The sequence below is a fragment of the Mesorhizobium sp. YIM 152430 genome (assembly GCF_029210365.1).
Classification (GTDB): domain Bacteria; phylum Pseudomonadota; class Alphaproteobacteria; order Rhizobiales; family Rhizobiaceae; genus Aliihoeflea.
Genome location: NZ_JARGES010000055.1, coordinates 74,538 through 96,897, shown reverse-complemented (window position 1 = coordinate 96,897; position 22,360 = coordinate 74,538). Strand labels below are relative to the sequence as shown.

The following is a 22,360-nucleotide window of genomic DNA, read 5'->3' as shown; positions in this document are numbered from 1 at the left end:
TTGTCACATATGGGCACCTATACGCGACGCTCCAAAAGCAGGAGCCTGTTTCCCATCGGATGGGTTCCCAGCCCGTCTTGTTGAAAATTCCCCACGCGCGATAGTTGTCCCGCAATTATGAGAGGGAGCAAATTTGATGCGTGTGATTGCCGTGACAGTATTGATTGGTGTGGGGCTGTCGGGCTGTGCCATGACCTTGCCAGTTCGGGGGCAAATTGCCGACGGTTCCGAAACCTTCACCGGAAGCGCAACTGGCTATGCAGACGGGGGAGGAAACCTGACAATCTCCAGCAATCGCGGAAGGACGTGCGAAGGAACGTTCGTTTACGTCAACGGACGCGAGGGCAGCGGGACGTTCATGTGCAGCGACGGCGCGAGCGGCCCGTTCAACTTCGTGTCGACCGGGACGCGGGGCACCGGGACAGGTACGCTAGCCGGGAAGACCTTCACATTCAGCTTTGGCTGACACGCGGAGAGCCCGCTAGGTTGTCTCTGGCGGGCTCTCAATATGCAGTTAGGCCAACGCCTTCTCCAGTGCCCGCTTGGCCACCGCAAGCCGCACCTCTTCGCCACCGTAGTCTTCCCCGACATTGCCCGACGAGTGCCCGAGAATGATGTCCTGTTCGCTCTTGGGAACGCTGGCGAGCCGGAGGCGGTCCTTCATCCAGTGGCGGATGGAGTGGTTAGGCGCGATCTTCTTGTCTTTGACGCAAGCGCGCACATGCTTCCCGAGGGCTGCGGAGGCTGAGGCAGCGCCGCCTTCGCGGCAATAGGCGGGGAATAGCGCGGAGTGCCCCTCCGCTGCCTTCACAGCCTCCTGAGCGGCCACCAGAGCGTCACCGACAAGCGGCACCTTGCGGCGCGATACCGAGGTCTTGACCCGCCGCTCGTCGTGCCACTCAACGTCGATATGGGGAATGGAGTGATCAAGCATGACGTCAATGACGCGCAAGCCGGTGACCTCAGCAAGCCGACAGCCGGTCCCCTCCATGATGCGCCAAACGTGGCGAAGGTCATCCCGCGCCATCCGCAAAACGCGGTCGCGACACATGGCCAGCTCCCCATCGGTATAGGACCGCCTCTTGCGCCGATCCGGCTCAGCCTTGTCGCGGGCTTCAACCACCAACTTCATGAACGGGTTCTTGGTGTCGAGGTCGAACTCGCTGATTGCGTGATTGATCATGGCTCGGACAGTGTTGAGGTAGCGTTCCACGGAAGATGCGGAGCGACCATCCAGCATGAAGTCGCGGACCTCCTTGGCGTCCTCGCGCCGAAGGCTGCTGAGCTTGCGGTCTTTGCCAATCGCATCATCGATGTATTGGACGATCCGGTCGAGCTGCAGCTTCTTCTTGCGGTCGTCCCGGACCTTGTCCTTCAGGTACAGCTTCTGGGCATCCTCAAGGGTTGGCTCGGGACGTTTCTGCCGGCCACCTTGCGCCAGTCCACGGAGGAGGGCGGCATCACTGACACTGACCCCCACCGGGTGCCCTTCCTCGTCGACCGCATACGCCTTGGCGATCTGATCCGCGATCACGTCACGCGCGATCCATTCCTCGTCGTCCTCTTCACCTGGTGTCCACTCGGGATCGAGCTGGAGGGTGCGGAGACGGCGTTGAGCCTCCTGGAAGGCCTCAAGGCTCGACAGCGGGGCCGGCGCGCTCTCCGCAGCCTTCTTGGGGTTCTTCGCCTCAGCAAAGAGCCGCTCCACCTCTTGGTGCACCTTCGGGTACGCCTTGATGGCTTCCTTCTCGGAAGACCCGAGCCGGCGCACGATTTCGAGCTTACCGACGACGGGACGCAGCGCCAGAGGCACTTTGCGCCGATACCGCCATTCGTTCTTTCCGCGCTTCTGGAGGTGGGGGTAATCCATTGCGATCATCATATCCGTGTACCTTCCGGTGTACCGAATGGTGTACCGTCAGGAAAGCGGAAACCCTTGAAACGCTTGGCTTGTAAGGCTTTGGTGGTGTGAAGTGGCTCCCCGGGCCGGATTCGAACCAGCGACCAACCGGTTAACAGCCGGTTGCTCTACCACTGAGCTACCGGGGAACGATGCTCGTGAGAACGAGCGTGCCTATAGCAAACAGTTTTTCGATTTGCAAAGCGCATCGGGCGGAAAACCGCATCAAAGTTGGACCGATCGGGCGAAATTTGCGTTACGGTGCGGAACTTTTCCTGCGAAATTGAGGACTTAGCCCCGAAAGAGCCCCAATCTATCCTAGATGAATCAGACGATGATCGAAATCCCCAAGGACCTGCCGATGGCCGAGCCCGACTTCCAGCAGCGCATTTCCTTGTTCGGCAGGGTCGTTCCATTGCCGCAGTCGCGGATGCTGAGGATTTCGATCGGCATCCTCCTTGTGATCGGGGGCATTCTCGGCTTCCTGCCAATTCTCGGATTCTGGATGATTCCGCTCGGCATTCTCGTCCTGTCCTACGAGTTCGCCATGGTTCGCAGATGGCGTCGTCGATCTGCCGTCTGGTGGGGCAGTCGCAAGGGGAGGCGTGGCCGTGAACCGTGATTGTCCCTGCGGCAGGGTGAAACGGCAACTGGCCTGTTGACAGGCAGGCGGGCGCCAACCTAATGGAGCGCCAGGGCTCGACGCCCGGATGGCCTCGTGGCGGAGTGGTTACGCAGAGGACTGCAAATCCTTGCACCCCGGTTCGATTCCGGGCGAGGCCTCCATCGGCGCTCCGACGCGCCGCAGGACGTCGGCACGGGACGCCGCAGGCGAAGCGGCATTTAGCGCGGGCAGGGCGACGATGACTTCCGATTATGCAACGCAGCGACGCAAGATGGTCGACGGGCAGTTGCGCACGACCGACGTCTCCGATGTTGCCGTGCTCGACGCAATGTCCCGCGTCGCGCGTGAGGAATTCGTGCCGGGCCGACGCAAGGCGCTAGCCTATATCGACGAGGATATCGAGATCGCAGCGGCCCGCAAGGATGCCGCCGCACGCTACCTGATGGAGCCATCGCCCTTCGGCAAGCTCCTTCAACTGGCCGACATCCGCCCCGGCGACTTCATCCTGGACGTCGGCACGGGGACGGGCTATCCGGCCGCGATTCTTTCGCAAATCGGCAGTTCCGTCATCGGGCTTGAAAGCGACTCGGACCTTGCCGCTGCCGCGACCGAAACGCTCAACCGCCTCGGCTTCGACAATGTCGCCATCGTGGAAGGCCCACTTGGCGAGGGTTATCCGTCCGAGGCGCCTTTCGACGTGATCGTCATCGAAGGTGCCGTCGATGAGGTTCCCGCGTCGCTGCTCGACCAGTTGAAGGATGGCGGGCGCCTCGTGGCCGTCGTCGGACAGGGCAACGCCGGCAGGGCGACGCTCTTCTTGAAAGAGAACGGCAACGTCGCCACACGGCGCGCCTTCAACTGCGCCATCCGCCCGCTCGCCGCCTTTCTCCAGGTTCCGTCATTCCAGTTCTGAACCGTCCTATTTTGCGCGGCGGCCTGTTACCGATCTGCAACCTATCGGCAGGATTTATTCGCTATCGTCTAATGTGTGTTGCTGGCGTGTCGCGTCGAATCGGGTATCGCTGGAACAGTTTGCGCGGCTCGGGCGGGCGCGCACTTTGGAGAGGGTGAGCTTACGTGTCCGCATTTCGTCGTCTTCTGTTTTCCGCAGCTTTCGCATCCTCGGCGATGATCGTCGTTCCGGCCCATTCGGAGACGATCCTGGGTACGCTGGCAAAGGCGTATGAGAACAATGCCAGCCTGAATTCGGCGCGCGCCGGCGTCCGGGTGACCGACGAAACCGTGCCGATCGCCAAATCCGGCTGGCGCCCGACTGTGGGCGGCAGCGGCCAGATCAATTACCAGACGCAGTCCGGCACAGACATCTTCACCGGCTCGTTCGGCGTTTCGATCCAGCAATCCCTGTTCGACGGTTTCCAGACCACGAACAATGTGCGTTCTGCCGAAGCCAATGTGCGCGCCGCGCAGCAAAGCCTGCGCAATACCGAGCAGAACATCCTTTTCAATGCCGCCAGCGCCTATATGGACATCATCCGGGATCGGCAGATCGCCAGTCTTCAGGAGCGAAACCTCGCCTTCCTCGGCGAGCAGGTCCGCGCGGCCAATTCGCGCTTCGAGGTCGGAGAAGGCACGCGCACCGACGTCGCGCAGGCCGATGCGAGCCGCGCCGCCGCGATCGCCCAGCTCGCCGCCGCCCGCGCGCAGGTTCAGGCCAGCAGCGCGCTCTACCGGCAGATCGTGGGGCAGGATCCTTCGAACCTGTCCGCCGCCGGCCCGCTGACCAATCTTCTTCCGCCGAGCCTCGATGCAGCTTACACGCTCGCGGCCGCGCAGCATCCCGCCATTCTCGCGACCCAGCATCTGGTCGATGCGGCCGGCTTTTCGGTCAAGGCCGCGGAAGGCGCGCTCCTGCCATCGGTGACGGCCTCTGCGGGTGTGTCGTCGACCTATACTGACCGACAGGTATCCGGCCTGCCGGGTGTCGGCATGACATCGGGCTCCGATACCACCAATTCGGCCAATGTCGGAATCAACCTGACCATCCCGATCTATCAGGGCGGACGGACGTCGGGCCTGGTGCGCCAGTCGAAGGAGCAGCTCGGCCAGGCGCGGATCGAAGTGGATGTCACGCGCGATCAGGTGCGTCAGGCCGTGACCGCCGCCTGGACGCAGTATGTCGCCGCGCGCGAAGTATCTTCGGCCAATCGCCAGCTCGCCTCGGCCGCGCAGCTCGCGCTCAATGGCGTCAGCGAAGAGCGCAATGTCGGCCAGCGCACGACGCTCGACGTGTTGAACGCGCAGGCGGATGTGATCAACGCACAGATCAATCTCGCAAGCTCCGAACGCGACGTCGTGGTGGCAAGCTATGCGATCCTTTCGGCCGCCGGACGTCTGACCGCCGCCAATCTCGGCCTCGCCGTGACGCTCCATCAGCCCGAAGAGCACTACGATGCCGTCAAGGACAAGTGGTACGGAACGCGCACGCCCGACGGCCGCTGACCTTTCCCTTTAGAATCAAAGCTGTGTAAAGCTCCGTGATCGAGCCTCGGGGGATTCTCTCCTCCGGGGCTTGTCGCTAATCTACCTGTGATTCGTGGCCAGGATTTCTGGCGTCAACGGCGAAAAACGGCCGAAAGGCGGGGCAAGCAATGGCACAGGCGTCTTCAGCACAGCGTGAACCTTCGATGGAGGAAATCCTCGCGTCGATCCGGCGGATCATCGAGGACAGCGATACGGCGAAGAAGCCGACATCCTTCGACCGCCGTTCACCGTCGCGTCTGGAGATCGACGATCCGGATGAGCCCGCGTTGGAACCGGCCAATTCGGACGTCGTCTCCTTCCTTCGCCCGGCCGATGTCGCCGGAAAGGAAGTGGCGGATCGCGGCGAGCCGACGGCCGCGGCGCCGGATTTCGACGGAGAACCTGAAGCGTCGAACATTCCTGCCGCTGCTCTGCCGCAGGTATCTGCGCCCGAAGATGAAGCCGGCGAGACGGATGTGTTCGACTTGCCGGACGATTTTGCCGCCGAGTTCGAGGAATTGCAGGCTGCGCTCGAACAGGACGCGCAGGCGATCAACGCGGCGGGGCACGATGTGCCGGCAGGGGATGGGCCCGTTGCCCAGTTCGGCCGCGGGCCGATCCTTTCGGAGAATCCCGAACGCCAGGTCGCGGCCGCCTTCGGCGAGTTGACCGACGCCTTCGCGGCCAGCCGCCGCAAGAGCTTCGAGGAGATGGCCGAGGACATGCTGCGGCCGATGTTGCAGGAATGGCTCGACGACAATCTGCCGACGCTGGTCGAGCGGTTGGTGCGCGAGGAAATCGAGCGCGTGGCACGCGGCGGGTCCCGCTAAGGGGCTCTCCTCGCAGTTGACTTGGCTTTGGCCTTCCGGTTTACCGTCCGCACGAAACGCCTGAACGAGCGGACAATTTCCCATGCTTGAGAAGACCTACGACGCCAAAGCCGTCGAGCCGAAGATCGCCAGCCTTTGGGAGGAGGAGGACGCCTTCCGCGCGGGTGCCGGCTCCAAGCCGGGCGCCGAAGCCTTCACCATCGTCATCCCCCCGCCGAACGTGACCGGCTCGCTCCATATGGGGCACGCGCTCAACAACACGTTGCAGGACATTCTCGTCCGTTTCGAACGGATGCGGGGCAAGAACGTGCTCTGGCAACCGGGCATGGACCATGCCGGCATCGCGACGCAGATGGTCGTCGAGCGCCAGCTTGCCGAGAGCGGCCTGTCGCGCCGCGACATGGACCGGGACGAATTCGTGTCCCGCGTCTGGTCGTGGAAGGAGCAGTCCGGCGGCTCGATCATCCACCAGTTGAAGCGCCTCGGCGCCTCCTGCGACTGGGCGCGCGAGCGCTTCACCATGGACGAGGGCCTGTCGAAGGCCGTAATCGAAGTCTTCGTCACGCTCTACAAGCAGGGGCTGATCTATCGCGGCAAGCGGCTGGTCAACTGGGACCCGAAATTCGAGACCGCGATCTCCGACCTCGAAGTCGAGAACCGCGACGTCGACGGCCATATGTGGCATTTCAAATACCCGCTGGCCGGTGGCGAGACCTACGAATATGTCGAGAAGGACGCTGACGGCAACGTCGTCCTGCGCGAGACCCGCGACTACATCTCGATCGCCACGACACGGCCGGAGACGATGCTGGGCGACGGCGCGGTGGCGGTCCATCCCGACGATGAGCGCTATGCGCCGATCGTCGGCAAATTGTGCGAAATCCCGGTCGGTCCGAAGGAACATCGGCGCCTGATCCCGATCATCACCGATGAATATCCGGACCCGACCTTCGGCTCGGGCGCGGTGAAGATCACCGGCGCGCACGATTTCAACGACTACCAGGTCGCCAAGCGCAACGACATTCCGCTCTACCGGCTGATGGACCTGACGGCGGCGATGCGCGCCGACGGCGAGAACTACGCGACCTGCGCCGCGCAGGCCGCAGAAATCGTGCGCTCCGGCCGCCTGCCGGACGAGGCGACGGTCGACGCAATCAATCTCGTCCCGGACGAATATCGCGGGCTCGACCGTTACGAAGCCCGCGAGCGGATCGTCGCGCAGATCAATGCCGAGGGCTTGGCCGTCATGACGAGCGATGCGGAGGGCAATGCCATCCCGCTCGTCGACAGCCGCAAGGTGACGCAGCCCTTCGGCGATCGTTCCGGCGTCGTCATCGAGCCGATGCTGACGGACCAGTGGTTCGCCGACGCCAAGACGCTGGCCGAGCCGGCCATCGAGGCGGTTCGGGACGGACGGACGAAGTTCGTGCCGAAAAACTGGGAAAAGACCTATTTCGACTGGATGGAGAACATCCAGCCCTGGTGCGTCTCGCGCCAGCTCTGGTGGGGCCACCAGATCCCCGCCTGGTACGGGCCGGACGGCACCGTCTTTGTCGAGAAGGACGAGGAACTGGCGCTCGAGGCGGCGATCCAGCACTACATCGCCCATGAGGGTCCGTGGAAGGCGTGGGTCGAGGACAAGCTGGAAAATTATCAGCCCGGCGACATCCTGACCCGCGATGAGGACGTGCTCGATACTTGGTTCTCCTCCGCGCTCTGGCCGTTCTCCACGCTCGGCTGGCCGGACAAGACACCGGACCTCAAGACCTACTATCAGACCGACGTTCTGGTGACGGGCTTCGACATCATTTTCTTCTGGGTTGCCCGGATGATGATGATGGGGCTTCATTTCATGGATAAAGAGCCGTTCCACACGGTCTACGTCCATGCGCTCGTTCGCGACAAGAACGGCGCCAAGATGTCCAAGTCGAAGGGCAACGTCATCGACCCGCTCGACCTGATCGACGAGTATGGCGCTGACGCGCTGCGCTTTACGCTCGCGATCATGGCGGCGCAGGGGCGCGACGTGCGGCTCGACCCCGCGCGCGTCGCCGGCTACCGCAATTTCGGCACCAAGCTTTGGAACGCGACGCGCTTTGCCGAGATGAACGGCGCGGCACTCGATCCCGACTTCGTGCCGGAAGACGCAAAACTCACAGTCAATCGCTGGATCCTGACCGAACTTGCCCGCGCGACCGAGGCGGTTACCGAGGGCATCACCTCCTACCGGTTCAACGAGGCGTCGGCGGCTGCCTACCGCTTCGTCTGGAACCAGGTCTGCGACTGGTATCTGGAACTCCTGAAGCCGGTCTTCATGGGCGAGGACGAGGCGGCGAAGGCGGAAAGCCAGAAGGTCGCGGCCTACGTCCTGTCTCAGACCTACAAGCTGCTCCACCCCTTCATGCCGTACATGACGGAAGAGCTCTGGGCGCATACGGCGGCGCGCGACACGCTCCTGTGCCATGCCGACTGGCCGGCGCCCGAATTCGAGGATGCGGACGCAGCGGCCGAGATCAACTGGCTTATCGACATCGTCTCTGGCATCCGTTCGGTCCGTTCCGAGATGAACGTGCCGCCGGCCGCGATCGCGCCGTTGGTCGTCGTCGGCGGCAATTCGGCAACACGCGAACGCATTGGCCGGCACGAGCCGGCGATCCGGCGTCTGGCGCGCGTCGGCGATATCGGCTTTGCCTCCGAGGCGCCTAAGGGCGCTGCCCAGATCGTGGTCGGCGAGGCGACCGCGTGCCTGCCGCTCGGCGATCTGATCGACCTTCAGGCAGAGGCCGCGCGGCTTTCCAAGGAGATCGCCAAGCTCGACGGCGAGGCGCAGCGGATCGAAAAGAAGCTGTCCAACGACAAGTTCGTCGCCAATGCGCCGGACGAGATCGTGGCGGCCGAGCGTGAAAAGCTTGCCGAATTCCAGCAAGCTAGGGCGAAGTTGGAAACCGCCCTTGCGCGGGTTCGCGACGCTGCCTAGCTGACCGTCAAAGAAAATGCGTGCGACGTCTTGTATGTCGCGCGCGCAAGGCGCATTTTCCGCGTCGTCACACGGGCCGGGCCCCTCTGGCAGGCGAGGCGTCGCCTGCGATGTCGGACCGATCGACGCCGCGCCGACGCAGCGCTATCCGAAAATCCATACTCATGTTTGACCACGAGTGGCTCTGGCCCGGATTCCTGGCGTTCGTCGCCTTGATCCTTTTCTTCGACCTTTTCGTCCTGCACCGCAAGGACCACGTCATCTCCACCCGCGAAGCGATGGTGACGGTGGCCGGCTACGTTTCGCTGGCGATGCTCTTTGCGGCGAGCATCTTCTATTTCGAGGGCCGCCAGCGCGGCTCCGAGTTTCTGACCGGCTATCTGGTCGAGCAGGCGCTGTCGCTCGACAACATTTTCGTCATCGCGCTCATCTTCGCCTATTTCAAGGTGCCGCAGGAGGCGCAGTACCGGGTCCTGTTCTACGGCATCGTCGGCGCGATCGTGATGCGGCTCTCGCTCATCGTGCCCGGCGTCCATCTGGTGGACCAGTTCTGGTGGGTGGGCGCGCTTCTCGGCGTCGTGCTTCTCGTTTCGGGCTACAAGATGATGACCTCGGACGGCGAGATGGCCGATCCGGGCAACAGCCGCGTCGTCAAATGGCTGCGCTCCACAGGACGCGTCACCGACGAATATGAAGGCTCGAAATTCCTGACGCGGCGCAACGGCGTCCTGTTCATGACGCCGCTCTTCCTCGTGCTCGTCACGGTCGAGGTCACCGACCTCGTCTTCGCCATCGACTCGATCCCGGCGGTGCTTGCGATCTCCAACGACCCGTTCATCGTGTTCTCGTCGAACGTGTTCGCGATCATGGGCCTGCGCGCCCTGTTCTTCGTGCTTTCGGGCATGATGCGCGAGTTCCGCTTCCTGAAGCACGGCCTGTCGCTGGTGCTGATCTTCGTCGGTGCGAAAATGATCGTGCAGCACTGGTACAAGCTGCCGTCGGAAATCTCGCTCAGCGTCGTCGCTGCCCTCATCCTCGGTTCGGTTCTGCTTTCCTGGCTGATCAAGGAAGGGGAGGCCGAGGAGACGCCGGAACACCTTGCGGCCGTCGACCGGGCCAAGCACGGCGAATAGCGCCAAACGTCGCTAATGAATCGTTATCGACACAGATCGCGCCCTTCGAGGCGCGATTTGTGCTTTCAGCGCAACACTCTGGCAACCCGTTCCAGGCTATAGAGGAGACCGAGGAGGCAGCGCCCATTTCCCGCCATAAACCGGGCGCAGGCCAGATGCCGTATTCCGAAGACGCACGCGCGTCCAACCGGAGGAAGCCGCCCGCCCGGGGCGGGCAGGAGCGAAATGGACGCCAAGGCAATATCCAAGGCCAAGCTGCCCAGCCGACATGTGACGGTTGGTCCAGCGCGCGCGCCGCACCGCTCGTTCCTCTACGCCATGGGCCTTTCGGCCGATGAAATCGCGCAACCGCTGGTCGGCGTCGCCTCATGCTGGAACGAGGCCGCGCCCTGCAACATTTCGCTGATGCGCCAGGCGCAGGTGGTCAAGAAGGGCGTCGCGGCCGCCAACGGCACGCCGCGCGAGTTCTGCACCATCACGGTCACCGACGGCATCGCGATGGGGCATCAGGGCATGAAGGCATCGCTCGTCTCGCGCGACGTGATCGCGGACTCGGTCGAACTCACCATGCGCGGCCATTCCTATGATGCGCTGGTCGGACTTGCGGGATGCGACAAGTCGCTGCCGGGCATGATGATGGCCATGGTGCGCCTCAACGTGCCGTCGATCTTCATCTATGGCGGCTCGATTCTACCCGGCACCTGGCGCGGGCGCCAGATCACCATCCAGGACGTTTTCGAAGCGGTCGGGCAACATTCGGTCGGCGCGATTTCCGACGAGGACCTTCTGGAAGTGGAGCAGGCGGCCTGTCCGTCGGCGGGCGCCTGCGGCGCCCAGTTCACCGCCAACACGATGGCGACCGTCGCCGAGGCGATCGGGCTGGCGCTGCCCTATTCGTGCGGCGCGCCAGCGCCCTACGAGATGCGCGACCGCTTCAACTACGCCTCCGGCGAAAAGATCATGGAACTGATCGCCCGCAACATCCGGCCGCGCGATATCGTCACGCTGAAGGCGCTGGAAAATGCGGCTGCCGTCGTGTCGGCCACAGGCGGCTCGACCAACGCCGCGCTTCATCTGCCGGCGATCGCGCATGAGGCGGGCATCGCGTTCGATCTCTTCGATGTCGCCCGTATCTTCGAGAAGACGCCCTACATCGCCGATCTCAAGCCGGGCGGCCGCTACGTCGCCAAGGACATGTTCGAGGCGGGCGGTATTCCGCTCCTGATGAAGACCATGCTGGAGCATGGCTACCTCCATGGCGACTGTCTGACGGTCACTGGCCGTACTGTTGCCGAAAACATGGAGCATGTTCGCTGGAACGACGCGCAGGACGTGGTGCGGCCGGCCAATCGGCCGATCACCGCGACCGGAGGCGTCGTCGGCCTGAAGGGCAATCTGGCTCCTGACGGCGCGATCGTGAAGGTGGCCGGCATGAGCAATCTCAAATTCACGGGTCCGGCGCGCTGCTTCGATTCGGAAGAGGACTGTTTTGCGGCCGTCACCGAGCGGTCCTATCGCGAAGGCGAGGTGCTGGTCATCCGCTATGAAGGACCCAAGGGCGGTCCGGGTATGCGCGAGATGCTTTCGACCACCGCGGCGCTCTACGGGCAGGGGATGGGCGACAAGGTCGCGCTCATCACCGATGGCCGCTTTTCGGGCGCGACGCGCGGCTTTTGCATCGGCCATGTCGGCCCCGAGGCTGCCGTCGGCGGGCCGATCGGCCTTCTGCGCGACGGAGACATGATCACGATCGACGCCACGACTGGAGAATTGTCGGTGGCACTGGGCGACGAGGAACTCACCGATCGCCGCAAAGCCTGGACATCGCGCCAGACGGATTATCAGTCCGGCGCGATCTGGAAATATGCGCAGACCGTCGGGTCGGCGCGCGAGGGCGCCGTCACCCATCCGGGCGGCGCCAGAGAAACGCACTGCTATGCTGATATCTGATTTGGTCAGGGCCGGGCTCGTTGCCGCATCGCTCGCCGGAAGCATTCTCGGCAGCGTGGGGACGGCGTTCGCGCTCGACGAGCAGGTTCTGGCCGAGCAGGGTGCTGGCGAAAAACGCAGCCCCTGGGCCGTCTTCCGCTTCGGCTTCTCCGCATACAAGGCCGGCGACAAGGACGAGGCGGCCGAGGCCTATCGCTATGCGGCCGAGAACGGCCAGCTCGGCGCCCAGTGGAAACTGGCGCGCATGTATGCGCAGGGCGACGGTGTCACCCAGAACGATTATGAGGCGTTCCGCTTCTACCAGGAGATCGTCCAGCAGGAGGTCGAGCCCGGCAGCCCGGACGATTCGTATGTCGCAGACGCGCTCGTGGCGCTGGCCGGCTATCTGAAGCGCGGCATTCCCGGCTCGCCGGTCGCCGCCAATCCGGTCGCGGCCCAGGAATATTACATGCGCGCGGCCGCGAGCTACCGGCACCCGGACGCACAATATGAGATCGGCCGCATGTTCCTTGGCGGAGAGGGGTTCAAGCCTAACGTCCAGCAGGCGGCGCGCTGGTTGCAGCTTGCGGCCGAAAAGGGCCATGCCGGCGCCGAGGCCACGCTCGGCAATCTGCTCTTCCAGAGCGGGCGCGTCGTACGCGGGCTCGCGATGATGACGGCGGCGCTGCATCGCGCTTCGCCGGCGGACCAGATCTGGATCCGCAACATGCAGGAAGAGGCGTTCGCGCTGGCGCCGGAAGCCGACCGCCGCACGGCCATCGCCCTTGCCGAAGACATACTGGCGCAAGGCGCCAACTGATCCCGTTTGACCGGCATGATATCGGCGCGCGATGGCTTACCCAGCCATCAGCGAGGCAACAAAGCACTTGTGTTTTCGTCTGGCACTCGCTAATCGCCCCGCATCCTTTTAACCCAAACCGCACACATCGCGCCCAAGGGAAGACTGACTATGGCGAAAGGTAAATTCGAGCGTAACAAGCCGCATGTGAACATTGGCACGATCGGCCACGTCGATCACGGCAAGACGTCGCTGACGGCTGCGATCACGAAGTTCTTCGGCGAGTTCAAGGCGTATGACCAGATCGACGCCGCTCCCGAGGAGAAGGCGCGCGGCATCACGATCTCGACGGCGCATGTCGAATACGAGACCGAGAACCGCCACTACGCCCATGTCGACTGTCCCGGCCACGCCGACTATGTGAAGAACATGATCACGGGCGCGGCGCAGATGGACGGCGCGATCCTGGTGTGCTCGGCCGCCGACGGCCCGATGCCGCAGACGCGCGAGCACATCCTGCTTGCCCGCCAGGTCGGCGTGCCGGCGGTTGTGGTGTTCCTGAACAAGGTCGACCAGGTCGACGATGCCGAGCTGCTGGAACTGGTCGAGCTGGAAGTTCGCGAGCTGCTGTCGTCCTACGACTTCCCCGGCGACGACATTCCGATCGTCAAGGGCTCGGCGCTGGCCGCGCTCGAAGACTCCAACAAGGAGATCGGCGAGGACGCGATCCGCAAGCTGATGGCCGAAGTCGACGCCTACATTCCGACGCCGGAGCGTCCGATCGACCAGCCGTTCCTGATGCCGATCGAGGACGTGTTCTCGATCTCGGGCCGCGGCACGGTGGTGACCGGCCGCGTCGAGCGCGGCATCGTCAAGGTGGGCGAGGAAGTCGAGATCGTCGGCATCCGCGACACCAAGAAGACGACGGTGACGGGCGTCGAGATGTTCCGCAAGCTGCTCGACCAGGGCCAGGCGGGCGACAATATCGGCGCGCTGATCCGCGGCGTCGACCGTGAAGGCGTCGAGCGCGGCCAGGTTCTGTGCAAGCCGGGCTCGGTGAAGCCGCACAAGAAGTTCAAGGCGGAAGCCTACATCCTGACCAAGGAAGAGGGTGGCCGCCACACGCCGTTCTTCACCAACTACCGTCCGCAGTTCTATTTCCGCACGACGGACGTGACGGGCATCGTGACGCTGCCGGAAGGCACGGAGATGGTGATGCCGGGCGACAATGTGACGGTCGACGTCGAACTGATCGTGCCGATCGCGATGGAAGAGAAGCTGCGCTTCGCCATCCGCGAAGGCGGCCGCACCGTCGGCGCCGGCATCGTCGCCTCGATCACGGAGTGATCAAGCGTCGAGGCCGAAAGCTGCCGACGCACTAGAGTGGGGCAAAGTGCGCAAGCGCTTTGCCCGCGGCGCCGGCATCGTCGCCTCGATCACCGAGTAATCGACGCACGAGCCTTTGAGAATCGATGCGGGCGGTCCTTCGGGGCCGCCCGTTTCCGTTTCGCGGATTGACGTTGCGTTGCTCGAATCGGATGGGATAAAATAAGCGCCGCGCTGCATCCGATGCTTGAAATGCGCGGGCAGTTGTGGGAGAAGCCACCGACCTGAAGGGGTATAGCTCAGTTGGTAGAGCGGCGGTCTCCAAAACCGCAGGTCGCGGGTTCAAGCCCTGCTGCCCCTGCCAGGTTCTCCCGCATCAATTCGAACAAAGCGCTTGCATCGGTGCGGAATCGAATCTATTTACAGCTTCACGAACACGCGGTGCGTGGAGCCGGAGAGCGGCTTTACGCGCCCGAATTGCATGGACAAAGCATTTTCTTTGATTCGTTGCGAGGTTCCCAGATCTGGCTGCGCGCGCAAATGCGCCGGCAGGACTGTTCGAGATAAATGGAAAGGGAGCGGCTTGGCTGCGCACCGGACCTGACAAGAAAATGAGCGGCAGATGGCGTCCAAGACCACCAATCCATTCACCTTTCTCCAGCAGGTGCGGACGGAAACGTCCAAGGTGACGTGGCCCTCGCGGCGCGAGACCCTGATCTCGACGATCATGGTCCTGGTCTTCGCCCTCATTGCATCGATCTTCTTTTTCGTCGCCGACCAGGTGATGGCTTGGGGCATCGAACTGATCCTCGGGATCGCTCGCTAAGACCCGCAATACGGAGAGCCATTCAGAATGACTGCGCGGTGGTACATCGTCCACGCTTACTCGAATTTCGAGAAGAAGGTCGCCGAGGATATCGAGCACAAGGCCAAGCAGAAGGGCCTGTCGGACAAGATCGAGCAGATCGTCGTTCCGACCGAAAAGGTCGTCGAAATCCGCCGCGGCAAGAAGGTCGATGCCGAGCGCAAGTTCTTCCCCGGCTACGTGCTGATGAAGGCACAACTCACCGACGCGGTGATCAGCCTCGTCAAGAACACGCCGCGCGTGACCGGTTTCCTCGGCGAAGACCGCACGACGGCCAAGCCGGTTCCGATTTCCGAAGCCGAGGCGAACCGCATCCTGCATCAGGTGCAGGAAGGCGTGGAGCGCCCGAAGCCGTCGGTCACCTTCGAGATCGGCGAAGCCGTTCGCGTTTCGGATGGCCCGTTCGCGTCGTTCAATGGAACGGTGCAGGAAGTCGAGGAGGAGCGTTCGCGCCTCAAGGTGGAAGTTTCGATCTTCGGGCGCGCCGTGCCCGTCGATCTGGAATTCGGTCAGGTCGAAAAAGTCTGACCGGAAGCGGACCGGTCCCGGTCCGAGACGGTGGCGGGCGCGAGCGCCGGTCATCGGGTGGAAGGTGAGGCGGTCTGGCCGGCCGTTCATATCCGCACCACCGAACTGCAAAACCGCCGGCTTGCCGGCACAACGACAAAAGGCAGATGAGATATGGCTAAGAAGATTGCAGGCCAGCTCAAGCTTCAGGTCCCCGCCGGGTCCGCGACGCCGTCGCCCCCGATCGGTCCTGCGCTTGGTCAGCGCGGCATCAACATCATGGAGTTCTGCAAGGCGTTCAACGCGCAGAGCCAGGAGATGGAGAAGGGTTCGCCCATCCCCGTCGTGATCACCTATTACCAGGACAAGTCCTTCACCTTCGCGATGAAGACGCCGCCGGTGTCGTACTTCCTGAAGAAGGCCGTGAACCTGAAGTCGGGCTCCAAGGAGCCGGGCAAGTCGGTGGCCGGCAAGATTTCGCGCGACAAGGTCCGCGAGATCGCCGAAGCCAAGATGAAGGATCTCAACGCCAACGACGTTGAGGCTGCAATGCGCATGGTCGAGGGCTCCGCCCGCTCCATGGGCCTGGAAGTGGTGGGCTGATCATGGCGACGAAAGCAGGAAAGCGCATCACCAAGGCGCGTGAAGGCATCGATGCCGACAAGCAGTACGGCCTTTCGGAAGCCATCAACCTTCTGAAGGACCGCGCGACCGCCAAGTTCGACGAGACGATCGAAGTCGCGATGAATCTCGGCGTCGATCCGCGTCACGCCGACCAGATGGTCCGCGGCGTCGTCAATCTGCCGAACGGCACGGGCCGTACGGTTCGCGTGGCCGTGTTCGCACGCGGCGAGAAGGCCGAGGAAGCCACGGCTGCCGGCGCCGATGTCGTCGGGGCGGAAGATCTAGTCGAGATCGTGCAGAAGGGCGAGATCAATTTCGACCGCTGCATCGCGACCCCGGACATGATGCCGCTCGTCGGCCGTCTCGGCAAGGTTCTCGGCCCGCGCGGCATGATGCCGAACCCCAAGGTCGGCACGGTGACGCCGGACGTCGCGGCCGCCGTAAAGGCGTCCAAAGGCGGTGCCGTCGAGTTCCGCGTCGAGAAGGCGGGCATCGTTCATGCCGGCGTCGGCAAGGCTTCCTTCGATGCCAAGGCGCTCGAAGAGAACGTTCGCGCCTTCGCCGATGCGGTGATCAAGGCCAAGCCGGCCGGCGCAAAGGGCAACTACGTCAAGAAGGTCGCCCTGTCCTCGACCATGGGGCCGGGCCTCAAGCTCGACCCGTCGAGCGTGACCGCGCCGTCGGCGTAATCGGCTGGCTCGCCAGTCCAAGAAATTCCGGGCCTCACGGGGCCCGGATCTCCGGGATCGCAAGTCCCGGAAATCCTGTCCGAGATTGCAGACGGTTTTTCGAAAGAGAAGCCTTAATTCGCAAGGGTCTGCATGAGACGGGTGAGAGGCTTTTTTGCGGGTGCAAGCCCATGGAAAAGGTTCGAACCGTGTGTGCCTTTTGTCTGACAAGCCGGCGTCTGCCGGTCTGGAGAAAAGGGGGCAGGATCCTCGAACGTCGTTCGGGCGATCCTTTCGAGGAAGGCCCGATCGGCAAAGGCAACCCGGCAATCGCTTCGGCGGTTGCCTAATGGAGATAGGCAGTGGAAAGAGCGGAAAAGCGCGAATTCGTCACGGGCCTGAATGACGTGTTCTCGAACACGGGTTCAGTCGTCGTGGCCCACTATGCCGGGCTCACCGTTGCGCAGATGAACGATCTTCGTTCCAGGATGCGTGAAGCCGGTGGCACGGTAAAGGTCGCGAAGAACCGTCTTGCCAAGATCGCTCTTCAGGGTACGCAGTCCGAAAAGATCCAGGTTCTGTTCAAGGGACAGACCCTGATCGCTTATTCGGACGATCCGGTTGTGGCCCCCAAGGTCGCGTCCGACTTCGCCAAGACGAATGACAAGCTTGTCATCATCGGCGGAGCCATGGGCGAGACCGCGCTCGACGCCGACAGAGTGAAGGCTCTCGCCTCGCTCCCGTCGCTCGACGAGCTTCGGGCCAAGATTGTCGGCATGGTTCAGACCCCGGCAACCCGGATCGCACAGGTCGTCAACGCACCGGCGGGTCAGCTCGCACGGGTGTTCGGCGCCTACGCCCGGAAGGACGAGAACGCTTAAGGCTGTTCTTCGCTGTCAAAAATCCAACACACATTCGAACTTAATCAAGGAACTGAGAAAATGGCTGATCTTGCAAAGATCGTTGAAGACCTGTCGAGCCTGACCGTCCTCGAGGCGGCTGAGCTGTCGAAGATGCTCGAAGAGAAGTGGGGCGTCTCCGCCGCAGCTCCGGTCGCCGTTGCCGCCGCTGGCGGCGCTGCCGGTGGTGCCGCTGCCGCCGAAGAAGAGAAGACCGAGTTCGACGTCATCCTGACGGATGCCGGCGCCCAGAAGATCAACGTCATCAAGGAAGTCCGTGCGATCACGGGTCTTGGCCTCAAGGAAGCCAAGGACCTCGTCGAAGGCGCGCCGAAGCCCGTCAAGGAAGCCGTCTCTAAGGACGAAGCTGCCAAGATCAAGGCTCAGCTCGAAGGCGCCGGCGCCAAGGTCGACCTGAAGTAAGACCCCAGTGGGTTCTGTCGGTGGGCGGCATCAGCCGCCCACCGGTCCCACCGGGAAAAGTGGAACTTGAAAACCTCTTTCCTGTGGGCCGGAAACGGCTTTCAGGAAACGGGTTTTTGCCCGTTTTTGATGGATACCCGCCGACATTCTTCCGGCGGTGCGTGGTTGGCAAATTGCCAAGAGGCAGCAAGGAGCGACGATGGCCCAGACCCAGACGTTCAACGGTCGCAGGCGCGTACGCAAGTTCTTCGGAAAGATTCCGGAAGTTGCGGAGATGCCGAACCTCATCGAGGTTCAGAAAGCATCCTATGATCAGTTCCTCATGGTGACGGAGCCCAAGGGCGGCCGTTCCGACGAGGGACTCCAGGCGGTTTTCAAGTCGGTGTTTCCGATACAGGACTTCGCCGGAACCGCGATGCTGGAATTCGTCAAGTATGAGTTCGAGGCGCCCAAGTTCGACGTCGATGAATGCCGGCAGCGCGACCTGACCTTCGCTGCGCCGCTGAAAGTGACGTTGCGCCTGATCGTTTTCGATATCGACGAGGATACGGGCTCGAAGTCGATCAAGGACATCAAGGAGCAGGACGTCTATATGGGCGACATGCCGCTCATGACGTCCAACGGGACCTTCATCGTCAACGGCACCGAGCGCGTGATCGTCAGCCAGATGCACCGGTCGCCGGGCGTGTTCTTCGATCATGACAAGGGCAAGTCGCACTCGTCCGGCAAGCTTCTGTTCGCCGCGCGCGTCATTCCCTATCGCGGGTCCTGGCTCGACATCGAGTTCGATTCCAAGGACGTGGTTCATGCGCGCATCGATCGCCGTCGGAAGATTCCGGCGACGTCGCTTCTGATGGCGCTCGGCATGGACGGCGAGGAAATCCTCTCGACCTTCTACAACAAGCTGACCTTCGAGCGCGCCGGCGACCATTGGCGCATTCCGTTCTCGGCCGAGCGTTTCCGCGGCATGAAGGCCGTGACCGATCTGGTCGATGCCGACACCGGCGAAATCGTCGTCGAGGCCGGCAAGAAGATCACGGCCCGCCAGGCCAAGCAGCTTGCCGAAAAGGGCCTCAAGGCGATCAAGGCGACCGAGGACGACCTGTTCGGCTCGTATCTGGCCGAGGACATCGTCAATTTCGAAACCGGCGAGATCTATCTCGAGGCCGGCGACGAGATCGACGAGAAGACGCTCAAGGTCCTGATCGAGGCCGGTCACGAGGAGATCAGCGTTCTCGACATCGACCACGTCAATGTCGGCGCCTATATCCGCAACACGCTTGCAGTCGACAAGAACGAGAGCCGCCAGGACGCGCTTTTCGACATTTATCGCGTCATGCGTCCAGGTGAGCCGCCGACCCTCGAAACCGCCGAGGCAATGTTCAACTCGTTGTTCTTCGATGCAGAACGCTACGACCTTTCAGCCGTCGGCCGCGTCAAGATGAACATGCGCCTCGAACTCGACGCCGCAGACACCGTGCGGGTCCTGCGCAAGGAAGACATCCTGGCGGTCGTCAAGACGCTGGTCGAGCTTCGCGACGGCAAGGGCGAGATCGACGACATCGACAATCTCGGCAACCGCCGCGTGCGTTCGGTCGGCGAGCTCATGGAGAACCAGTATCGCGTCGGCCTTCTGCGCATGGAGCGCGCGATCAAGGAGCGCATGTCGTCGATCGAGATCGACACCGTCATGCCGCAGGATCTGATCAACGCCAAGCCGGCGGCGGCCGCCGTGCGCGAGTTCTTCGGTTCCTCGCAGCTCTCGCAGTTCATGGACCAGACCAACCCGCTGTCGGAGATCACGCACAAGCGCCGTCTGTCGGCGCTCGGGCCCGGCGGTCTGACCCGCGAGCGCGCCGGCTTCGAAGTGCGCGACGTGCATCCGACGCATTACGGCCGCATCTGCCCGATCGAGACGCCGGAAGGCCCGAATATCGGTCTGATCAACTCGCTCGCGACCTTTGCCCGCGTCAACAAGTACGGCTTCATCGAAAGCCCGTATCGCAAAATCAAGAACGGCAAGGTCACGCTCGACGTCGTTTATCTGTCGGCGATGGAAGAGGCCAAGCACTACGTCGCGCAGGCGAATGCCGAGCTCGACGAACACGGCCAGTTCACGGACGAGTTCGTCATCTGCCGCCATGCGGGCGAAGTGATGATGGCGCCGCGCGAGAACGTCGACCTGATGGACGTGTCGCCGAAGCAGCTCGTTTCGGTCGCCGCAGCGCTGATCCCGTTCCTCGAGAACGATGACGCCAACCGCGCGCTGATGGGCTCGAACATGCAGCGTCAGGCCGTGCCGCTGGTGCGCGCCGAGGCTCCGTTCGTTGGCACCGGCATGGAGCCGATCGTCGCCCGTGACTCGGGCGCTGCCATCGGAGCCCGCCGTGGCGGCGTGGTCGACCAGGTCGACGCGACGCGTATCGTCATCCGCGCGACGGAAGATCTCGATCCGGGCAAGTCCGGCGTCGACATCTACCGCCTGATGAAGTTCCAGCGTTCGAACCAGTCGACCTGCATCAACCAGCGCCCGCTGGTGAAGGTGGGCGACAAGGTCAACAAAGGCGACATCCTGGCGGACGGTCCGTCGACCGACCTCGGCGACCTGGCGCTCGGCCGCAACGTGCTCGTCGCGTTCATGCCGTGGAACGGCTACAACTACGAGGACTCGATCCTGCTTTCCGAGCGCATCGTGGCCGATGACGTGTTCACCTCGATTCATATCGAGGAATTCGAGGTCATGGCGCGTGACACCAAGCTCGGGCCGGAAGAGATCACGCGCGACATTCCGAACGTTTCGGAAGAGGCGCTGAAGAACCTCGACGAAGCCGGCATTACCTATATCGGCGCCGAGGTTCAGCCGGGCGACATTCTGGTCGGCAAGATCACGCCGAAGGGCGAAAGCCCGATGACGCCCGAAGAAAAGCTCCTGCGCGCCATCTTCGGCGAAAAGGCCTCGGACGTTCGCGACACCTCCATGCGGATGCCGCCCGGAGCTTTCGGCACGGTCGTCGAAGTGCGCGTCTTCAACCGCCACGGCGTGGAGAAGGACGAGCGCGCGATGGCGATCGAGCGCGAGGAGATCGAGGCGCTCGCCAAGGACCGCGACGACGAGCAGGCGATCCTCGACCGAAACGTGTACAGCCGACTGGCCGACATGCTGTCGGGTCAGGACGTCATTGCCGGACCGAAGGGCTACAAGAAGGGCGCAGCGCTCACCCGTGAGACGCTGACCGACTACCCGCGTTCGCAATGGTGGCAGTTCGCCGTCGGCGACGAGAAGCTCCAGAGTGAACTCGAAGCCCTGCGCGGCCAGTATGACGAGTCCAAGAAGGCGCTCGAGCAGCGCTTCATGGACAAGGTCGAGAAAGTGCAGCGCGGCGACGAGATGCCGCCCGGCGTCATGAAGATGGTCAAGGTCTTTGTCGCGGTGAAGCGCAAGATGCAGCCCGGCGACAAGATGGCCGGTCGTCACGGCAACAAGGGCGTCGTGTCCAAGATCGTTCCGGTCGAGGACATGCCGTTCCTCGAGGACGGCACCCATGCCGACATCGTGCTTAATCCTTTGGGCGTGCCGTCGCGCATGAATGTCGGCCAGATTCTGGAAACGCATCTCGGCTGGGCCTGTGCCGGCATGGGACGCAAGATCGGGGAACTGATCGAAGCCTATAACGAGAATGGCGAGATCAAGCATCTGCGCGCCACGATCGAGGACATCATCCCGTCCAACGATCGCAACGAGCCGGTGCGCGATTACGACGACGAGTCGATCCTGCGTCTGGCGGACCAGATGAAGAAGGGCGTCACAATCGCGACGCCGGTCTTCGACGGCGCCAACGAGGCCGACATCAACGAGCTCTTGACGCAGGCGGGTCTCCATACGAGCGGCCAGTCGACCGTCTATGACGGGCGTACGGGCGAGGCGTTCGACCGCAAGGTTACGATGGGCTACATCTACATGCTCAAGCTTCACCACCTGGTCGACGACAAGATCCACGCCCGTTCGATCGGTCCCTACTCGCTCGTCACCCAGCAGCCGCTGGGCGGCAAGGCGCAGTTCGGCGGACAGCGCTTCGGTGAGATGGAGGTCTGGGCGCTTGAAGCCTATGGCGCCGCCTACACGTTGCAGGAAATGCTGACTGTGAAGTCGGACGATGTAGCCGGCCGCACCAAGGTCTACGAGGCCATCGTGCGCGGCGACGATACGTTCGAGGCAGGCATTCCCGAGAGCTTCAACGTTCTCGTCAAGGAAATGCGCTCGCTGGGGCTCAATGTCGAACTGGAGAACACCCAGGCCGATCTGGAGCAACAACAATTGCCCGACGCTGCCGAATAAGGATGAGGGCGCTGCGAACACGCGGCGCCCGTCCTCTC

Annotated in this window: 18 protein-coding genes and 3 tRNA genes; 19 read left to right on the top strand and 2 right to left on the bottom strand. The window is 62.9% G+C overall.

Annotation, left to right across the window (positions count from 1 at the left end; translation table 11 throughout):
• Positions 1-136: 136 nt before the first annotated feature.
• Entirely contained in the window at positions 137-466 is a 330-nt protein-coding gene (locus PZ895_RS17025) for a hypothetical protein (protein WP_275840179.1), read from the top strand.
• Positions 467-514: 48 nt separating this feature from the next.
• Here PZ895_RS17025 and PZ895_RS17020 read toward each other — a convergent pair whose 3' ends face one another.
• Positions 515-1,882 carry a DUF6538 domain-containing protein gene (locus tag PZ895_RS17020; RefSeq protein WP_275840178.1) on the bottom strand — a complete coding sequence of 456 codons (1,368 nt, stop codon included), beginning with the start codon at positions 1,880-1,882 and terminating at the stop codon, positions 515-517.
• A 92-nt stretch (positions 1,883-1,974) separates the two neighbouring features.
• A tRNA-Asn gene (locus PZ895_RS17015) sits at positions 1,975-2,049 on the bottom strand.
• Between the two features lie 185 nt (positions 2,050-2,234).
• On the opposite strand from PZ895_RS17015, the gene PZ895_RS17010 reads away from it, so the two are divergent.
• From PZ895_RS17010 to rpoB, 18 genes are all read left to right on the top strand, one after another.
• Positions 2,235-2,522 carry a PGPGW domain-containing protein gene (locus PZ895_RS17010; protein ID WP_275840177.1) on the top strand — a complete coding sequence of 96 codons (288 nt, stop codon included), beginning with the start codon at positions 2,235-2,237 and terminating at the stop codon, positions 2,520-2,522.
• A 90-nt stretch (positions 2,523-2,612) separates the two neighbouring features.
• Positions 2,613-2,686, top strand: a tRNA-Cys gene (locus tag PZ895_RS17005).
• Positions 2,687-2,763: 77 nt separating this feature from the next.
• Positions 2,764-3,438, top strand: coding sequence for a protein-L-isoaspartate O-methyltransferase (locus tag PZ895_RS17000; protein ID WP_275840176.1), 675 nt, complete (start codon positions 2,764-2,766; stop codon positions 3,436-3,438).
• A gap of 164 nt (positions 3,439-3,602) precedes the next feature.
• The gene (locus PZ895_RS16995) at positions 3,603-4,985 is read left to right on the top strand and encodes a TolC family outer membrane protein (RefSeq protein WP_275840175.1); all 1,383 of its coding nucleotides are present in this window, start codon (positions 3,603-3,605) and stop codon (positions 4,983-4,985) included.
• 149 nt (positions 4,986-5,134) lie between these two features.
• A complete protein-coding gene (locus PZ895_RS16990) occupies positions 5,135-5,836 on the top strand; it encodes a PopZ family protein (RefSeq protein WP_275840174.1) in 702 nt (233 codons plus the stop codon).
• 82 nt (positions 5,837-5,918) lie between these two features.
• Complete coding sequence (locus PZ895_RS16985) at positions 5,919-8,813, top strand: valine--tRNA ligase (protein WP_275840173.1); 2,895 nt, start codon at positions 5,919-5,921, stop codon at positions 8,811-8,813.
• 164 nt (positions 8,814-8,977) lie between these two features.
• Positions 8,978-9,946 carry a TerC family protein gene (locus tag PZ895_RS16980; RefSeq protein WP_275840172.1) on the top strand — a complete coding sequence of 323 codons (969 nt, stop codon included), beginning with the start codon at positions 8,978-8,980 and terminating at the stop codon, positions 9,944-9,946.
• A 225-nt stretch (positions 9,947-10,171) separates the two neighbouring features.
• Entirely contained in the window at positions 10,172-11,896 is a 1,725-nt protein-coding gene (gene ilvD, locus PZ895_RS16975; protein ID WP_275840171.1) for a dihydroxy-acid dehydratase, read from the top strand.
• Positions 11,883-12,695, top strand: a complete 813-nt coding sequence (locus PZ895_RS16970; RefSeq protein WP_275840170.1) for a tetratricopeptide repeat protein — start codon at positions 11,883-11,885, stop codon at positions 12,693-12,695. The genes ilvD and PZ895_RS16970 overlap by 14 nt, the downstream gene beginning before the upstream one ends.
• Before the next feature lie 150 nt (positions 12,696-12,845).
• The gene (gene tuf / locus PZ895_RS16965) at positions 12,846-14,021 is read left to right on the top strand and encodes an elongation factor Tu (RefSeq protein ID WP_275840160.1); all 1,176 of its coding nucleotides are present in this window, start codon (positions 12,846-12,848) and stop codon (positions 14,019-14,021) included.
• A 267-nt stretch (positions 14,022-14,288) separates the two neighbouring features.
• A tRNA-Trp gene (locus tag PZ895_RS16960) sits at positions 14,289-14,364 on the top strand.
• Positions 14,365-14,622: 258 nt separating this feature from the next.
• Positions 14,623-14,826, top strand: a complete 204-nt coding sequence (gene secE / locus PZ895_RS16955) for a preprotein translocase subunit SecE (RefSeq protein ID WP_024585409.1) — start codon at positions 14,623-14,625, stop codon at positions 14,824-14,826.
• 27 nt (positions 14,827-14,853) lie between these two features.
• The gene (gene nusG, locus PZ895_RS16950) at positions 14,854-15,393 is read left to right on the top strand and encodes a transcription termination/antitermination protein NusG (RefSeq protein WP_024585410.1); all 540 of its coding nucleotides are present in this window, start codon (positions 14,854-14,856) and stop codon (positions 15,391-15,393) included.
• Positions 15,394-15,546: 153 nt separating this feature from the next.
• Positions 15,547-15,975, top strand: a complete 429-nt coding sequence (gene rplK, locus PZ895_RS16945) for a 50S ribosomal protein L11 (protein WP_252924275.1) — start codon at positions 15,547-15,549, stop codon at positions 15,973-15,975.
• A 2-nt stretch (positions 15,976-15,977) separates the two neighbouring features.
• A complete protein-coding gene (rplA, locus tag PZ895_RS16940; RefSeq protein ID WP_275840169.1) occupies positions 15,978-16,685 on the top strand; it encodes a 50S ribosomal protein L1 in 708 nt (235 codons plus the stop codon).
• Positions 16,686-17,026: 341 nt separating this feature from the next.
• Entirely contained in the window at positions 17,027-17,545 is a 519-nt protein-coding gene (gene rplJ / locus PZ895_RS16935; protein ID WP_275840168.1) for a 50S ribosomal protein L10, read from the top strand.
• A gap of 60 nt (positions 17,546-17,605) precedes the next feature.
• Complete coding sequence (gene rplL / locus PZ895_RS16930; RefSeq protein ID WP_275840167.1) at positions 17,606-17,986, top strand: 50S ribosomal protein L7/L12; 381 nt, start codon at positions 17,606-17,608, stop codon at positions 17,984-17,986.
• 199 nt (positions 17,987-18,185) lie between these two features.
• Positions 18,186-22,322: a DNA-directed RNA polymerase subunit beta gene (gene rpoB / locus PZ895_RS16925; RefSeq protein ID WP_275840166.1), complete on the top strand. Its 4,137-nt coding sequence runs from the start codon at positions 18,186-18,188 to the stop codon at positions 22,320-22,322.
• Positions 22,323-22,360 lie beyond the last annotated feature (38 nt).

Excerpts from the sequence above, each read along its gene's own strand:
- PZ895_RS17025 (WP_275840179.1), top strand. The coding sequence starts at position 137 with ATGCGTGTGATTGCCGTGACAGTATTGATTGGTGTGGGGCTGTCGGGC.
- PZ895_RS17020 (WP_275840178.1), bottom strand. The coding sequence starts at position 1,882 with ATGATGATCGCAATGGATTACCCCCACCTCCAGAAGCGCGGAAAGAAC.
- PZ895_RS17010 (WP_275840177.1), top strand. The coding sequence starts at position 2,235 with ATGATCGAAATCCCCAAGGACCTGCCGATGGCCGAGCCCGACTTCCAG.
- PZ895_RS17000 (WP_275840176.1), top strand. The coding sequence starts at position 2,764 with ATGACTTCCGATTATGCAACGCAGCGACGCAAGATGGTCGACGGGCAG.
- PZ895_RS16990 (WP_275840174.1), top strand. The coding sequence starts at position 5,135 with ATGGCACAGGCGTCTTCAGCACAGCGTGAACCTTCGATGGAGGAAATC.
- PZ895_RS16985 (WP_275840173.1), top strand. The coding sequence starts at position 5,919 with ATGCTTGAGAAGACCTACGACGCCAAAGCCGTCGAGCCGAAGATCGCC.
- PZ895_RS16980 (WP_275840172.1), top strand. The coding sequence starts at position 8,978 with ATGTTTGACCACGAGTGGCTCTGGCCCGGATTCCTGGCGTTCGTCGCC.
- ilvD (WP_275840171.1), top strand. The coding sequence starts at position 10,172 with ATGGACGCCAAGGCAATATCCAAGGCCAAGCTGCCCAGCCGACATGTG.
- PZ895_RS16970 (WP_275840170.1), top strand. The coding sequence starts at position 11,883 with ATGCTGATATCTGATTTGGTCAGGGCCGGGCTCGTTGCCGCATCGCTC.
- tuf (WP_275840160.1), top strand. The coding sequence starts at position 12,846 with ATGGCGAAAGGTAAATTCGAGCGTAACAAGCCGCATGTGAACATTGGC.
- secE (WP_024585409.1), top strand. The coding sequence starts at position 14,623 with ATGGCGTCCAAGACCACCAATCCATTCACCTTTCTCCAGCAGGTGCGG.
- nusG (WP_024585410.1), top strand. The coding sequence starts at position 14,854 with ATGACTGCGCGGTGGTACATCGTCCACGCTTACTCGAATTTCGAGAAG.
- rplK (WP_252924275.1), top strand. The coding sequence starts at position 15,547 with ATGGCTAAGAAGATTGCAGGCCAGCTCAAGCTTCAGGTCCCCGCCGGG.
- rplA (WP_275840169.1), top strand. The coding sequence starts at position 15,978 with ATGGCGACGAAAGCAGGAAAGCGCATCACCAAGGCGCGTGAAGGCATC.
- rplL (WP_275840167.1), top strand. The coding sequence starts at position 17,606 with ATGGCTGATCTTGCAAAGATCGTTGAAGACCTGTCGAGCCTGACCGTC.
- rpoB (WP_275840166.1), top strand. The coding sequence starts at position 18,186 with ATGGCCCAGACCCAGACGTTCAACGGTCGCAGGCGCGTACGCAAGTTC.